A 15,816-nucleotide genomic window follows, 5' to 3' on the forward strand; every position below is an offset into this window, starting at 1 on the left:
TAATTATTTTTGGCAACACTGCACTCATCTGATGACAAAATCAGAATAACGCCTGCTGTAGGTGCAACTGATATGCAAGATATACTAATGCAGAGATAAAGAGTGCATTTGTTGCAACCGTGGATATCAACCAACGGCGAGCACGTTTTTGCCAGCCCGATTCAGTGCGTTTCATATCACAGCGCAATTGAGCCAGCTCTTGCGCCTGGGTTTGTAATAATGCCTGATGGCTTTCAATGGTTTGTGACTGCAATTGGTGATATTGCCCGGTTGAGGCTGCAAGCTTATTCAACGCCGTTTGCTGGACATCCAATGCGTGGGCCCATTCCATTCGCTGCTGAGTCATTTCCGCTTGCCGGCGTGTGTCATGCACTGCTAAGGCTTGATCAAGTTGATGTTCTACCTGATTTATCAACTCAGATTGCGCTTGCTGTAACAATTGCTGTGATTGACGTATCTCTAAGGTTTGCTGCTCAACGAATTCAATCAGTTGATCTTTGGTATGTTTAACCTCGTTAGCAATTTTGATCAGCTGAATGGCCCCTTCTTGCGTCAGCCCCTTCAGCTCAAAATATTCCGTGACCAGTTGCTCTAGTTTAAGATTTTGTTCAGATAATGCCTGTTGTTGCTGCAGGATCTTTTCATCACTGGCTGCAAGATGCTGTGTTTGTTCTTGGATAATTTCTTGCTGTATTGCCAACTCTTCCTGCTGGTTTACCAATTGCTTAGACTGGGCAACACTCAACACCATTAATTGACCAATTTTCTTGGAAAAACTTGCCTGCAACTCTGCTGCATCCAGTGTTGCATCCTCAAGCTCGCTCTTGTTCCACCATCGACCGAGAAAGTTACGCTCCTCGAATTCTTTTCTGGCAGATTTGAGGTTATCCATTTGTTTGTAATCGGCAGACAAGCCTTGTAACAGGCTTTTCATATCCACAGCACGCAGAAAGTCATCAGGTATATCTGAATGTGCGACAGACTGAATCAGGCTGCTTGTTTGATTTTCCACTATGCACCCCATCCCTTGATATTTATGTCGGCCATTAACGCGTCTAGCTCTTGCTGGCTGTCCTGGTATTGCTGTTTTTTCAGGCTGAGCTCTTCGAGTAACTGTTCTTTGGCAAGCCAGTCTTTGTCACAGGATTCATGGGTCGCAGTAGACGCTTCACAAGCTGTCTCGAGCGCTAGCCCTATTTGGAGATAGGTTTTTGCAATATCTTGATACATTGCTGAGTTTTTGAACTGCGCCTCAAGCAAGTCAGCCATGTGTAACAAATTACTTTGTAGTTCATCAAGATTGGCTTCTTTAGCATGCAACAGATCAGTGCCTTTTTCGGCAAGTCTGTCAAACAAGTTATCGAGACCGTATATAACCAGTGCTGAAATTATCCCAGTAAGTAACCCCGTAATAACTTGCGAGACAGCCCCAGCATAAAGCATGCCTGTTGATACAAGAAATGCATTTACGGACTCTTCGAATAGCATGCCGAGTGACATGGTGACCACCCCCGCGATGATTTTGGTTACCTGACGGAACACCTCATCTGAGCTCATATGCTCAGGTGGATTTGCTATCATTTTGACAGCCTCCCACAGCCCCTTCATACCTTCGCGGATGATGGTGACCACCTTGGCAGACGTCGTCACCACGGAATTGATGATAAACGTCAGCAGGTTACTGACAAAGCCCTGAACCCCGCCCTGAATCGCGGCATCTAAAGCACTACCCAGTTTGTTAATGACTCTGTTAGCAACCCGTTTAAAGGCCGCTATCAGCCTGTCAATAAACCCCGGTTCTTTAAACGGTGGCCACTCTACAAAAATGCCGTTGACGAATTCGAAGAGTAAGACGCCTAGGGCTTGCCTTAATGCGTTCTTTCCGGCTTCTTTAGCACCAGTCATAGCCAGCTCGCTGCCCTGCTTTTTGAGTTGCGCTACAAGTAGGTCACGCTCAATAGCGCGCTCCGAATTCTTTACAGTTTGCTCGAATACATAGCTATCTAGTTCAAAGTACTCAGCGTTAGTCTTACCTTTATCTGCTTTACGCTGCTGTGCCGACCATTCGCGTTTATCCTGATCTTGCATTGACTGGTTGATACGCCCTTCCGCCGGCACCAGATTGGCGTCTTGGTTAGCCATCTCAACCCGCTGCTCTTTCGTCATAAACAAATTAGCTTTAGAGTCCATTTCGATACTTTTCACTGCGCGAACATGATCCAAATGAGTTTGAACATCTCTGGTTAACTCGTTCCCTGTATAAGCACTAATCGGTGCATCCTCCTGCTTAAACATTTTTTTACGTTTGGCAGGAAGATATTTGTCATAGTCGGATCTACGAAACTTTTTTTCAGAGCTCTTTTGTACCAACTCATCAAATTTGGCTTTTTCCTGATTTGTTGCTGTGATCCCTTTTTCAAAGTTATGCAGGGTTGTGACATTGCCGCCGGTTTTGTCATCGAACATGGCCGGAGTTAACCCAAAAGGGCCAATCACACTCTGTAACGTCTGTTCTCGCAAACTGATCTTCAGCTCATTAAATCGCTGCTCCTTCAACGATTCTTTGGTTTTGCTTGGTTGTTGAGTCCGTTTCATCTGTAGTTCCCCGAATCCCTTACCTTACTTAATCCGTACCCGCTTGCCAGCGCTGATGGCATCGTTTAAGCGGCTGCGCAGCTTGTCGAGATAGGCTTCGATATCATCCGGGGTTTCAATAAACATATGACTAGCACCTAACAGCTCGGTGGGCGAGACTATTTCAATCGGCTTGGCGACAGGGGCCGGTGGTGTAACAGGCTCTGGTTTAACAAGCTGTGTTGTACACGCCGACGGAGTCATGGCAGTGGTGGTTGCCTCCATTGTTGTTGCTGCGCCTGCTGTAGATGCACCAGATGTAGATGCGCCGCCAGCTACGGCTTGTGATCCTGTGCCCGGCTCTGTCACCTTTAAGCCCTGCTGTGCCTGGTCTAACTGTGCCTGCTGCGCAGCGCTGTACGTGTTGATGATGTCAATGACATCATCTTCGAGCTCATCGGCTTGTTTCTCAAAACTCAACATTTCATGCAGCGAGTGGCTTTGGGCGACCTTTTGTTTTAGGTCTTCAAAGGGATGCAGGGCGCGATTGCAAAGCTCATCCGGTAAACCTGCCAGTAAACTGACACAACTTTGCTTAACGGTATCAATGCTAACCACTGCGGCGTAACGGCGAGTCTCGATCAAGCGCTGATTGACGCGTTTTAGGGTATCAATGTGAGTTGCGACCGTACGCAGCTTAGCGTAGGGCGCGGCCGCCTTGACGATAAGCTCAAGCTCATTGAAGGCATTGGCGGCTTCGGTATCTTGTTCCAAGGCATGGCGGTTAGCGGCAAATTGCTCGCCTATCGCGCGCTTGAGCTGTTGCCAAGTCTCAAATTGGCGGGTAAAGAACTCTTCGACTTCTTCAAAGTCCTCGGCAAAGTCTTGCAGATCATTGCTGTGGCTTTGTAATTGTTCGATTAGGCTAAAGCTGTTGTTTTGCTGCTCCAGCAAGGTAGCCACTAAACGGGTGCCCTGCTCTAATACCGTTTTGCCGGGGCAATCGGATAAATTGGCTTTTTGGGTGAAGTCTCTGAGCAGCGCCTGCCAGCTGTTAAGTTCTTCCAACAGCTTTTTGGCTAGTTCTTTTTCGCTCACCTCAAAGGGCTTGTTAAAAATCTCTTTGGCAAGCTTTGCCGCTTTGCTGATTTGCAGCTCGGAGTGTTGCCTCACGCGCCGTAGACGCAAGGTGGCAAAACTGCGAACTGAGGTAAATTGCTCATAACTGCGTTTAAGGGGTAAATCCCCCGCAGGCGTTGACAGCGCCACCTTACCTTGCAGTACTAGGTACGCAAGTTGCAGTATCACTTCATCGCGGTTCCAGCCAAAAGGACGGCCAGTAAATCGCTCCAGCATATCCTTTAAATACACTGGCTTATTGGCTGAATCAGCCACATCCAAGAAAAGAGCAATTTCTTGCTTAGCGCCCGCATTAGGATCTTGCTCGCCAAGGCCGAGATTAAGCTGAGCCAGATCATCGGCGGTGACGACGGCCTTAAGCTCTTGTAATGGTGCGTTGCCTGAATTTTTAAGCAAGTTAAGTTTTTGGAATGAGTTTTCAATGACATAGGCAAAACACTCGTCAATAATGCTCACGACATTGGCGGCTTTAACATTGAGTTCGCTGCCAAGGGCATAGCAAGGCGCTTGCTTAACCAGATCTTCAAAGGCCAAGCTTAAGCGTTTGCGACGACTGGTGTTTTCCATGGCTTTTTCGGCGAGCAATTTTTCTTGCTCTGGGCGCTGACCGCGGATCCCTGAGAGGAATTTTTCAGTTTTAAGCCAAGTATCAAACTCATCCCAAAGGCGCTTATCGCTGGGTAATCGTAATAGCACACAACCCTGCCCTTCATTGCTCATGGCTTTGCAGGCTTGCTCATGGTAAGTGTCATAATTGGCATCCAAGGGGGAAATCACTTTGAGCACTAAATCGGTTTGCAAACTGCCATCAATTGGGTGGCCATTACAGAACCGGCTTAAGGGATAATCTTGTTTATTGACCGGATAACGATACTGACGCTTGCCGCCGAGGACCTCGTCGAATACCAGTTTCGCTAGTTGGCGGTTTTCTTCAGTAGACTCTACTTGGGTGTGCTTGATTTCCTGTTCGATGGCTTTCTCATCATCGGTGAGGAACACATATTCATCACCATTACGGGTGATCAGTAACTGATTTTCTAAACGGTTAAGGCTGGCTTCAATCCGACTTTTTAGGGCTACTTTATCGGTGTCGATTTCTTCAATAGACAGCGTCACCAAATTATCTAAGGTCGATTTAAGAATATCGACATAGCGAATTAAAAACAGCGTTTTTAGAATGCATACATCGTAAGGTTCTAGGGTCTTTTTCTCGGCGGCCTGCTCGAAAATACGTTTGACGTTGGTATCTAGAAACGACTCGATAGCGGGATAAAAGGCATGAAACGGAATGAGCACACCTACGGATTCTTGCATAAATTGCCGCGCAGCATTTTGAAACGCATCTAGCAATGAACGCTCACCGCGGGAGAGGTGCTTACCTGTGGCGCCGACTTTACGGATAGCCTCAAACACCTTTTGTACCAGCAAATATTGATAAGGTACAAAAGGATAATGGTCGATAAATTGGACATTGTCCTCAAAGCTATTGAGCTCTACCGTGGTATTGCTGTCAAAGGCGAGCTGGTTTTTGAGGATATCGCCCTTTCTTGCATACAAGGCTGCGAGTTCATCTTTGGCTGTTGGACTCTTTTCGAGCAACCTCGCTTGGATCACTTCACTGGTATTGGATGATGAGAGAGAAATCCGTGTATGGAAACGACCTTGAATTTTTGAAAAATCTTGGCCCTTTTTAGCACTGAGATCACCAAGGACAGCATCAATATCTTCCTGCGAGGTAACAATAACCCATGCCCGGCCACCACAGGCGGTGCCAAGATTTTCGGTGATGGTTTGCAGTTTGAGCATCATCTGTGTGTTGCTGCCAATAAACTGGCCTACTTCATCGACTAAAAACAGAATGCGCTTATCGCCACAGCGATCTAAATACTCCCTCACCCATTTAGCAAAGTTGGCGATGTCGAGGGTAAACATCGACTCGAGGTTTTCCATACTCTGTATCGAGGATGCCTCAGACTGCCCTGTGGCATGGGACCAAGCGATGGCCATTTCGTCACGGCAGAAACCATAAGCATCACGCTCATCTTCCCAGTGATCGCCCTTGACCTCAAAAAACTTGTCTTTAAATGCTTGATATTGACCGCGTTCATCAAGCTCGCGCTCAAGGTGGGCAATATGGGGGTGATCGGCGCTGTACCCTAAGCGCTCGTTAAACACTCGCAGAAAGACTTTGAGAATGGCATCTTCTTTATCTTCGGTATCTGCACGACTATCGATGTTGAATAAGATCACATCGGTGTCACGATTCACTGCGGCGTGGATATCGCTAAACAGCAGGCTGTCGGTGATTTTTGATTTGAAGAACTCTATCGCAGCGCGGGTTTCACCCTTGTTAATGGCCTTTTGATTGCCCAGCAAATAAGACAAAATTTTAATAAAATGCGATTTACCCGAACCAAAATAACCCGATACCCATATACCTATTTTACCGGCAACAGCAGGATCATCGGGATTGGCTATACCAGGCAGGTAGGACTCAAAAAAACGGCGCAAGTGACGGTCAAGCTCTCGGGTGACTACATATTCATCCAGTTCGCTCCAAACAATTTGTTCATCGAGCTGATCGGCTTTAACAACGCCATTGATTGGACGGTCGAGCTCTTTGTTGAATAAGTCTTTTAATTGCATAATGTCTTCCCGAAAATGACGGCTCAGATTTTTATCTGGCATTCCGTTGCTGGTTTTTATGGTTAAGTCTGTTTACTTACATTCATTGGTTAATAGTGCTTTGCTCTAGGCACCAACGGAAATGCCCGATAGTAGTTTGCCTGTGAGATCTCAGCAGAATCAAAATCGAAGGGGTATAACTCAAGCCCCGTATAACGCCCTGGGTACATCAGCACCAAAGGTGTGTGTGCCATTTTGGCGTGCAGTGCATTTAATAGGCTGTGACCTCTAAGTAATGGCCAACATTGCCCAAGGCCTGATAGCACCACAAACTGAGGCTGCAGGGCTTGAATTTTTTCGGATAATTGACTCGCGACCTTGCCTTGCTCCAGTGGGCCCTTGAGGGCTTTTGCCAGTGCTTCGGTGCCCTTTTGTATTTCCATTTCAAAGGCTTTATCTAGAAGTTTTCGGCTTCGGAGCATTTCGATGATTTCTTCAAACAGGTTCAGATGTAGTAATCGATAACTCTGACGCTCAAGCTTGCCTAAAGTGCTTGCAAGGTGATCCCTTATCATTAACTCGTACTGGGGTGGGTAATCGAAAATATAAAAACCAATCTCACCACCCAGTTCTTGGTTGTTTAAAAAGCTGTCACTTTTGAGGCGCTCTTCTATCGCATCTAATCGCGTTATCAGCGAGGTTTTGCTTTCCTGTTGCAAGTTCATCGTGCACTTTCCATGGCATTAAGAATATGGGTGCAATCGAACTGATTACACCAATCAGTAAGCTCGGGTTGCAGATAAACATTTTTGAGTTTTTTACTGCGGCCAGACTCGAGAAAGCCTGCATCCGCAAGGATTTTGAATATATTCGAGCCAATTTTTTGGATCGAGGCAGTTGAGTACTTTTCAAGCCCCTCGATTACCCTAAATCTTGAGTCAATAAATTCCTGCCAATCATCTAATCTGAGCACTTCGCGGTACATGCGCCGCGCGTCAGAAACGGTTGTCATCATAAAATCTGATAGCACTGGTGATTGTTTCATCACGGCAAATAACAGGAGCTGATTCGCTAGCTCATCTTGAGCGACCTCGAGGTCCGCCCAAAACGCTTCCCCTAAGGGTTCAATACGTTTTCGGACTGTGCTTGCCATCCGTTTTGCGCTGTGAACTGAAGGTTTTTGTAATATATTTTCATCAACAATGGCCTGTAGCCATTGCTGATCATCTGGGTGCGACTTAAGTAGCTTGGCGATAACCCTGCTTTCACGAAGCATGATGCTGCCACCGATAATGTCGCCTAAGTATGCTTTTGCATTCATAAAATTGGACTTCCAGAATGGGAGTTCATCCCAGGTGCTAAGACGAGGTTTTCAACGCCGTAGAGCGCCTGATGATTTTTGAGCGCCAGATGTAGCTCTGGCCCTTTAAGGGTATGATCTTGGCTACAATCAACATTCCATAATCTGAGTAAGTAACCTGCCAAGGCGGCTCTGATATCAATTTTTAACCCGCCCTGCTGCATTTGATAATCCCGTTCAATCGCTTCCTTATGACTAATGTAGGGATGAGGGATCAGTTCCAATTCCACGATGCGGTTCCACTGTTTGTCCTTGGCTTGCAGCTCATGGTCCACTGGCTCATCACCATGGGGCATAGCCGCCTCAATACGACTGAGTACAAAATCACGAAATTCATTGCTCGTTCTGTCATATGCACGAACATGCCAGCGAAGGCCCGTATCGACCAGTGTATGGGGAACTATCTCACGCACCGATTTACCCGATGATAAGGAGTGATAAGTGATTTTTAGCGAAGAAGCTTTGTAAATGCCCTCACTGATTGCCGCGACAATTTGGATAGCAGGACGATTAAGACGATATGGACTTTCGCAGGTAATAGTCGGAAAGCCTTGCCGTAAAAAACCATCTCCAAACCCTTGGCTTAAGGTAGCTAGAGTTCTGATCACGTCAAAATCGAAAAGGGATATAAAGGACGCAGCCTTGAGATGTTGCTTACGCTTTTCATCATAAACCACATTTTGCGGCGCAATTTCTTTGTAACGGGCAAAGTCTTGGGTCGCAACGGAAGGGGCAATATTGAAGCGCTCGATAAGATCTCTTCGGCGGGCTTCACCTTTGAACATTAACACAAAATCAATGTGAGCCAGTCGCTCGCGCTGTGCAAGCGTTAAACTGTCCAATGTAAGCGGAATCGAAGGCAGTTGAGTCAAAAGCTATCCTTAGTTTACTCATGCTGACGGTACAACAAACTGAGATTTGTTACACTGCCTACTGAATTAAAGTAGGTTGATATTAACAAGAAGATTGTTAATCAGCTAGCCCTTCCAGTAATTAAGTCTGTGATGTGAGATAAATGTTCCACTTTCAGCCCATGACATAGGCCAGCCTCTATGTTAAGTATTTGAATTTAAAGCAAAGTTTGTGAATAGGTAAAGAGAAATGGGCTACATTGGGCGCTTTTCTTGGGGAACATATCTGTAAGTTCAGTTAGCAAACATGACCGTGCGGTTAAACCGTCTTAACGATGTTCTCGTTTACGTTACTATTTAACTTATTCATTTACATAAACAATTACATCTTCAACGTTACAGCCGAAATAGGCACACAATGAATCGATTGCTTTTGTTGTTGTCGAGTACTGGTAGCTAGGATTCATCATCTTAGACAAGGCTGTTCTGTTTACCCCAGCGGAATCAGCAACCTCCTGCAAAGTAATTTTTCTTCTTTCTTTAAATTCTTTTTCAGCTATTAACTCTTTGATTTTAAACCTAATCACTTTAATTGACCTTTGAATGCGCTAAAAATATTGAAAATGTTCCTTGAAAGAACATTCAACAACTGATTTAATGTTCCCATATGGAACAATGTGAAAGCCTAAAGAACATAAGAGGCATTTATGAAACAAACATTACTGAATGCGAAAGAACTTTCTCAAAGGATAAAGTTTAGTGCGGCATATATCAACCACACATTGAAAGATAGTGTGTTCATTGAAGGTGTTCATTACATCAAACCTTTTGGCGGTAGAAAAATTTTCTACATCTGGGAAGTAATTGAGCTGGAGCTTTTTAGAACCGCTCAGCCAAGCAAAATTGTCGTTCCAATGGCTCGAGGAGGTGTTTGCCATGGGTAACATTAGAGCGCGCGATGGAAAGCTATTTTTCGATTTCTCTTACGAAGGCATTAGATGCAGAGAGCAAACGGTATTGATAGATAATCGTTTAAACCGCTCAAAATTAACCAGTATTTTAAATACGATCGAAGCTGAAATTAGATTAAATCGATTTGTGTTTAAATCCTATTTCCCATCCAGCTCAAGGTGTAGTCAATTTTCTGAATACGACTTGAGAGTGCAGCAGCATCTGGCTGAACAAGTGGAACCATTGACAGTGAATATTATGTCTAATATCCCTACTTTTGAGGGTTTTGTCGGGGAATGGGTTGCAGAAAATAAGATCCAATGGAAAAAAAGTCATTATAAGAATGTGCAAATGATCATTGAAAGCTACTTATTACCCGTATTTGGCAATATTAGGATTAACGAAATTACACGACCCAGCTTGATTAAATTTAGATCGTCAATTTCAGACTCTCGACGTCCAGGAGTGAAAGAAAAACTCAGTAACGACTGGATAAACCATGTGATGACGCCGCTTCGTGGGATCCTAAATGAAGCGGCTTTGCGGTTCGACTTCCCTACTCCGTTTATCAATATCAAACCGTTAAAAATTGATAAGACAGCCATTGAACCGTTTTCACTGGCAGAAGTTCAGCTTTTCTTGTCGAGAGTGCGTGAAGATTTTCGCGACTATTATACAGTGAGATTTTTCACTGCTATGAGGACTGCTGAAATTGATGGGCTTAAATGGCAGTTTGTTAATTTGGACCGCAACGAAATTTTGATCCAAGAGACGCTTGTTGACGGCAATGTAGAGACACCTAAAACATCAGCATCATATAGAAGCATACAATTGTCACAACCTGTCGTTGAAGCACTAAAACGACAACGAAAAGTGACAGGGAGTAAGACTTATGTATTTTGCAATGCAAGTGGCAATCCTCTTGATCATCGCAATGTGACAAAACGTGTTTGGTATCCAGCATTAGATGAGATGCACCTAAAAAGAAGGCGACCTTATCAAACAAGACATACATGTGCGACGTTATGGCTAGCCGCCGGTGAAAACCCAGAATGGATCGCCAAGCAAATGGGGCACAGCACGACGAAAATGTTATTTGAAGTCTATAGCCGTTATGTACCCAATGCGACCAGACAAGATGGTAGTGCATTCGACCGACTCATTGAACACGTTAATTTTGATGCTATTCAGGAGAATTAAGATGAATAACCCTGTCTTTGTTTGGATAAATGACATCAAACTAAGTGCAAGCCTACCCACGGCAAACTGTGAATTTATTTCATCGAAACGCACCTTTAACGCCATTACATCAACTGCTATAGCAAGGAATTGTTACATAAGCAATGGTCCTGCACTGATGGCATTATCTAATGACTACCAAGATAATATCGTGGTTTGTGCTATACAGTCGATATCAACTAGATGCACGAAAAGTCAATATCATCAATTGGTGAATTTTGTTCACGACCATAATGAAAACTTAGTCGGTCGTTTCCTAAGACTGATTGGCTTAGTGACAATGGCAGAATTCAAACCATTCATCGACTTCATTTTAGATAATGAGCGCGTACTAAGGCTATTCATGAATTCTGAAGCCAGTTTTAAGCATCATCACTGTACCCAAGGAGGTTTGTTTGAACATAGTATTGAAGTGGCCGAAATGACGTATCAAAACGCAAAGCATCTAGGGCATTCTGATGTTGAATGTCAGACTGGTCTGGTTGCTGCTCTATTTCATGATATTGGAAAAATCTATCCCGCTCTACAAATGAATAGTGACAAATACCATGCAGGCACTCATGAGCGTTATGCTTTTGCGCTATTGGCTAAACCATTAGGGGAACTCGGAACAATAAATAGCCGCGTTTTTTCAATGCTATGTGAGCTTCTAGCCGCAAAACCATATGGACATAAGACCCGATACCCAATTGAGCATGTATTAAAACAGGCAGACCGAACTTCAGCGGAATCTAACTTTGCAAAATTGCAATTTAAAGCTCTACCACCGCATTATTACTTTACTAAAGTAAATGGTAACATTATGTATTGACTAAACAATTTGTAAATTTTTATAAGGAAAGCGGTTATGAAACAAATCTATATAGGTCATGCACAGTATTTTGCAACAGGTGAAGGTCGAACTGATGTTTTTGCCTCTGGTTCTATTGAAGAGATCGTCAATTTCGTTGATCCTTTTTATGCGAAGGAGCTGACATTTTTTTCATTGGAGAAGATACAAGGCGCTTTCAAACTATTAGCTGATAATGATGAGTTTATCTATGATACAGGCAGAGAAGACTACCCTGCCTTATATTGCGCTTTTAATCTTCAATTCCATTTACCCATCGTTGCTAAAATGATTAAAGACGGAACAGGTCATATGGTTTTTGGTTTCAAATTACATCTTAATTTTTCATAAAACCCACGCATTTAAATGAAGATCTGCATAGTCAGATAGAAAAATGCAGGTGAAGCTCAATGATGGCAGTCGTTCATTGCTAATGATTCTTCCACGAAAACCGATTCACGTGGCACCAAGATTTATTGGCGTAATCAACAAATCAAAGCATTGATAAATTTACCAAATCACGTGCGGGGTCAATAGTTCTCCCCCTTTATCTCGTACTTTACGATATAAAGCAGGGTCTACAATATTTTCATGCAAGCTAGGGGATAAAACCGGAGACAATGCCATACGTTCCTTTATAAATTTATCTCGACTATATTCACTGACATGTAACGAATAGCCATCTGTTTCTGGATATCCAAATTCGTCGTCTTCATATGCTACCCAAGCAACACAATAGAGCGTAAACGCTGATGAAACCGCTTGTTTTACCTGTTTTACTTTCTTTTTCTGATCTCTATGCTTCATAACATGAACTCCATTTACAAATACGTTTACTATAACTGCGCTATTTCAACGCGAGAGTATTCAACATCGCCATAATCTGATGCGTAAAAGCTTATAGCATCATTTATGGCTGCCAGACCTGAACTCAATTTTTCTTGGGCATGTTGTTCAATTCGTGCAATTGATGACTTTGAAAATTTATCTGGAGACGAGATCGCATATCCAAAATATCCCCAGCGCTCGACCTTAATCCCCCCTTTACAGTAGGTAAATTTAACTCTCAACTGTGGATTAGCGTTTAACTCTTTCGCTTTGCCACTCTTTGAAATGAGCACTATTTTTGAATAATTTTCATCAGTATATTACCTTCTGTGCTGATTAACTCGCGCACAGTGCACGAAAATCATGTCACTAGGCGAGTGGCGATCAACCGCCGAGCGCGATAATCGCGTTGACCAATACCGCACCGATAATCGCAAACGAGGTACCGTAGATAAACCAGTTGCCCCCCGCATGGCGCCCCAACACTACGCCGCAAATAAACAACAACGCCACCGCCACCCAGTTAGAAATGCGTAGTGCCAGCACCGCCTCGGGAATAAATATAAACGGAATGACGATAGGAAATGTTGCCAGCACCACTAGCGCGAACACACAGACCGCAGAGATCAAATCCTGAAGTCCCAGTCTCGGACGCGCCGTCAGCGATATCTTGAGCAAAGACTGGCGCAACGTCTCGAGCGCGGCGGGAGTGACCACTACCGCGAGTCGCTCCGGTAGCAGGTCGGCAATCTGTTTTTGACCGGCGCGCTCATTTATCAAGATGTCTTGTCCCTCGGGGTGATCCCGCTGCTGATCATGGCCACCTTTATTGGCACTTGGCTCGGCTACATGCAGGGGCGCTTCCTCGGCCATACCCAGATGTATCATAGGCTAATGTCCCATGTGGAAGACAGGCACAAGGAGAAGGTCTACTACCTGCTGGACAAATACGGCATCCTGACCCTGATCACCGCCCGTTACATCGCCTTCGTGCGCACTGCCTATCCCTATATCGTCGGCGCGACTGAACTGCCCCAGGGGCGCTTTCTTATCGTCAATCTGATCAGCTCCATCATGTGGATCTGCCCGTTGGTTGGGTTCGGTTATTACCTGAGCCACACCAAACTGGCAGCGGAATACCAGTCACAGTTCCTCAATTTCATCATCTATCTGCCAGTGGTATTACTTTTAGGCGGCATGGTGGCACTGGTGTGGCGCTGGATAAGCAAACGCAAGGCCGCGCAGCCACGGGATTGACCCCTAGCACAATGCCCAACAGTGAAATAACTGGATCAGATTCAACGTCCAAATGAGTTACAGGCGGCGCAATGATTTAGGATTGGCAAAACTCCACTCTCAAGGGTTACAGCGGATTAAGTATTGCTGCGCCCAACACCATCTAAACAAACAAAATGAGTAAAAGGCTAGCGATGGGAACCCTAGCTAGCCATAGGTACCAATCTCAGTCTTCCTTACGTCATAGCTTGCGCTCGAGTTTATCCACAAGGTAGTCAGCTAATTCAGAAATAGGGATGTGAGTCATAACGCCGTCTTTGCGACACTTAACCGCAACCCTATTTTCAGCCTCTTCCTTATCCCCAACAGTCAAAATGTAAGGCACTTTTTGCTTGTGAAAGCGTTTCATTTTGCGGGCAACTGAGTTTTGACTGATATCAACCAACACTCGCATGTCTCGTGCTAAACATAGTGCCTCTAGCTGGCGGACAAATTGGCTGTTTGACTCATTCACTGAGGCGATAGCGACAGGTACAGGATGTAACCAATCCGGGAGATTGCCCTGTGATACTTCCAAGAGGATCCCCAACCAACGCTCGATAGAGCCATACATAGCTTGGTGCATAATCACTGGCCGTTCGAATTCACCTTGCTCATTGGTGTAGTGAACATCGAATCTTTCAGGCAAATTAAAATCAAACTGGATAGTGCCACACTGCCAGCGTCTTCCCATAGAATCTGTCAGTGACAGTTCAATTTTGGGGCCATAAAAAGCCCCTTCGCCAGCTTGATACTCGGCATCAAAGCCCTCAATCTGGCAGGCTGAATACAATAGCTTTTGTGCTCGACACCATTGCTCATCGCTGCCTAATGCCTTTTCAGGTTTAGTCGATATTTTTACGTCTAAATTATGGTAACCGTAATCGCCATAAACCTGCTTTGCCCGTTGGAGAAAGCCACATATCTCCACTTCCGCCTGAGACCAACAACAAAAAACATGGGCATCATCCTGAGTGAACTGGCGTGCGCGTAGGCAACCATTTAACGAGCCAGAGGATTCATTGCGGTGAACTAAGCCAAACTCAAATAGTCGCAGTGGCAAATCTCTATGGCTATGTACCCCGCGCTTAAACAGCAAAATATGGGCAGGACAAGACATAGGTTTTAACACATATTCATCGATGTTTTCCTTTCCGCCACCGAAAAACATGTTGTCTACAAACATGTCCATATGCCCAGATGTTTGCCATAACTCCTTCTTCATAAAAACAGGCGTGTTCACCTCCTCAAAACCATTGCGGCGATACACGCGCCTCATGTGCTCTTGAATATCTCGGAATAACGCCCAGCCATTCGGGTGCCAAAAAATCATGCCAGGCGCCTGTGGTTCAGAGTGAAACAGGTCAAGTTGTTCTGCAATTTCGCGATGTGTTTTCATCATTCTCTCCTGAGTTAAATCTGAGTTAAATCTGAGCGAAATACAAAACCAAGGTATAAAAAAACCCCCTGGCGATTTCGCTCAGAGGGTTTTTTTAAAGACGCAAAAAACTACCCCCCGAGAATTCTCGTGGTGGTAGTGGTGGTGTTAATTGCGCTTACGTATATTTTGTTCATGGGCCAGTAATAACAAATCATCCCTATCGCAGCAAGCATTTTATTTATAAATGCCACATGGCCTCTAGCCACATGCCTGTCGTCCACAGGCATGACATAACTTTACTATTCGCTTTCAATATCAGTAATTAAGCACTGTCATTCCAGTGACTCGATGAATAGAAACCTMGGGTTTCTGAGCTTATGAACGAGAGCCATGGAAGGCGAGCAGGCAGTTAAATAGGGATATTGCTCAAGTCCGTATATGCTCGAAGTACTTAATCTTGTTTAACTCTTATGTATATCTGCGGGCTCGCAAGATCAAAGATAAAGCCTGAATTACTGCTTTCCTAGCTATCACAATTAAGCACTGTCACTCCAGTGACACGCAGCAAGTACATCCTGTATGCTCGACCGTGGCATCCCTGCCACGGACGGTCACTTACATGACAGTGCTTAATCCTGTTTAATTTCGTCGTACATCTCCCCCTACAAAAAATCGAAATCTAAAGTACGACGACACAAATGCTCGTCAATCAGAGCAACATAGTCACAAGTCATTCTTTAAAATAAGTTTTGTGATAAAACGC

At 44.6% G+C, this 15,816-nt stretch carries 15 protein-coding genes; 5 read left to right on the forward strand and 10 right to left on the reverse strand.

Going from position 1 to position 15,816, the window contains the following annotated elements; all coding sequences use genetic code 11:
• Nucleotides 1-40: 40 nt before the first annotated feature.
• The 7 genes from L5M18_RS13085 to L5M18_RS13115 form a co-directional block, all read right to left on the reverse strand.
• Entirely contained in the window at nucleotides 41-1,012 is a 972-nt protein-coding gene (locus L5M18_RS13085) for a hypothetical protein (protein WP_263197226.1), read from the reverse strand.
• Entirely contained in the window at nucleotides 1,012-2,595 is a 1,584-nt protein-coding gene (locus L5M18_RS13090) for a hypothetical protein (protein ID WP_263197228.1), read from the reverse strand. The genes L5M18_RS13085 and L5M18_RS13090 overlap by 1 nt, the downstream gene beginning before the upstream one ends.
• Before the next feature lie 24 nt (nucleotides 2,596-2,619).
• Nucleotides 2,620-6,360, reverse strand: a complete 3,741-nt coding sequence (gene brxC, locus L5M18_RS13095) for a BREX system P-loop protein BrxC (protein ID WP_263197229.1) — start codon at nucleotides 6,358-6,360, stop codon at nucleotides 2,620-2,622.
• An 89-nt stretch (nucleotides 6,361-6,449) separates the two neighbouring features.
• Nucleotides 6,450-7,064: a DUF1788 domain-containing protein gene (locus L5M18_RS13100; RefSeq protein ID WP_126513123.1), complete on the reverse strand. Its 615-nt coding sequence runs from the start codon at nucleotides 7,062-7,064 to the stop codon at nucleotides 6,450-6,452.
• On the reverse strand, nucleotides 7,061-7,660 hold the full coding sequence (locus L5M18_RS13105; protein ID WP_263197232.1) for a DUF1819 family protein: 600 nt from the start codon (nucleotides 7,658-7,660) through the stop codon (nucleotides 7,061-7,063). The genes L5M18_RS13100 and L5M18_RS13105 overlap by 4 nt, the downstream gene beginning before the upstream one ends.
• Nucleotides 7,657-8,571 (reverse strand): WYL domain-containing protein, encoded by a 915-nt coding sequence (locus L5M18_RS13110; protein ID WP_263197233.1) that lies wholly within the window; start codon nucleotides 8,569-8,571, stop codon nucleotides 7,657-7,659. The genes L5M18_RS13105 and L5M18_RS13110 overlap by 4 nt, the downstream gene beginning before the upstream one ends.
• Nucleotides 8,572-8,912: 341 nt before the next feature.
• A complete protein-coding gene (locus L5M18_RS13115) occupies nucleotides 8,913-9,137 on the reverse strand; it encodes a helix-turn-helix domain-containing protein (RefSeq protein ID WP_126513121.1) in 225 nt (74 codons plus the stop codon).
• Between the two features lie 120 nt (nucleotides 9,138-9,257).
• Here L5M18_RS13115 and L5M18_RS13120 point away from each other — a divergent pair, with 120 nt between their 5' ends.
• From L5M18_RS13120 to L5M18_RS13135, 4 genes are read left to right on the forward strand one after another with little or no spacing between them, the layout of a single operon-like run.
• Nucleotides 9,258-9,494 (forward strand): hypothetical protein, encoded by a 237-nt coding sequence (locus tag L5M18_RS13120; RefSeq protein WP_126513120.1) that lies wholly within the window; start codon nucleotides 9,258-9,260, stop codon nucleotides 9,492-9,494.
• Complete coding sequence (locus L5M18_RS13125) at nucleotides 9,487-10,701, forward strand: site-specific integrase (protein ID WP_126513119.1); 1,215 nt, start codon at nucleotides 9,487-9,489, stop codon at nucleotides 10,699-10,701. The genes L5M18_RS13120 and L5M18_RS13125 overlap by 8 nt, the downstream gene beginning before the upstream one ends.
• A gap of 1 nt (nucleotide 10,702) precedes the next feature.
• Complete coding sequence (locus tag L5M18_RS13130; RefSeq protein ID WP_164717952.1) at nucleotides 10,703-11,551, forward strand: HD domain-containing protein; 849 nt, start codon at nucleotides 10,703-10,705, stop codon at nucleotides 11,549-11,551.
• 36 nt (nucleotides 11,552-11,587) lie between these two features.
• The gene (locus tag L5M18_RS13135; RefSeq protein ID WP_263197237.1) at nucleotides 11,588-11,920 is read left to right on the forward strand and encodes a hypothetical protein; all 333 of its coding nucleotides are present in this window, start codon (nucleotides 11,588-11,590) and stop codon (nucleotides 11,918-11,920) included.
• Between the two features lie 159 nt (nucleotides 11,921-12,079).
• Here L5M18_RS13135 and L5M18_RS13140 read toward each other — a convergent pair whose 3' ends face one another.
• Nucleotides 12,080-12,376 (reverse strand): hypothetical protein, encoded by a 297-nt coding sequence (locus L5M18_RS13140; protein ID WP_263197238.1) that lies wholly within the window; start codon nucleotides 12,374-12,376, stop codon nucleotides 12,080-12,082.
• 405 nt (nucleotides 12,377-12,781) lie between these two features.
• Entirely contained in the window at nucleotides 12,782-13,177 is a 396-nt protein-coding gene (locus L5M18_RS13145) for a VIT1/CCC1 transporter family protein (protein WP_263197240.1), read from the reverse strand.
• On the opposite strand from L5M18_RS13145, the gene L5M18_RS13150 reads away from it, so the two are divergent.
• Nucleotides 13,154-13,654 carry a DedA family protein gene (locus L5M18_RS13150; RefSeq protein ID WP_263197242.1) on the forward strand — a complete coding sequence of 167 codons (501 nt, stop codon included), beginning with the start codon at nucleotides 13,154-13,156 and terminating at the stop codon, nucleotides 13,652-13,654. The genes L5M18_RS13145 and L5M18_RS13150 overlap by 24 nt on opposite strands.
• A 220-nt stretch (nucleotides 13,655-13,874) precedes the next feature.
• Here L5M18_RS13150 and thrS read toward each other — a convergent pair whose 3' ends face one another.
• Complete coding sequence (gene thrS / locus L5M18_RS13155; protein ID WP_263197243.1) at nucleotides 13,875-15,074, reverse strand: threonine--tRNA ligase; 1,200 nt, start codon at nucleotides 15,072-15,074, stop codon at nucleotides 13,875-13,877.
• Nucleotides 15,075-15,816: the final 742 nt, after the last annotated feature.

Source organism: Shewanella sp. SM20, assembly GCF_025654545.1.
Taxonomy (GTDB): domain Bacteria; phylum Pseudomonadota; class Gammaproteobacteria; order Enterobacterales; family Shewanellaceae; genus Shewanella; species Shewanella oncorhynchi.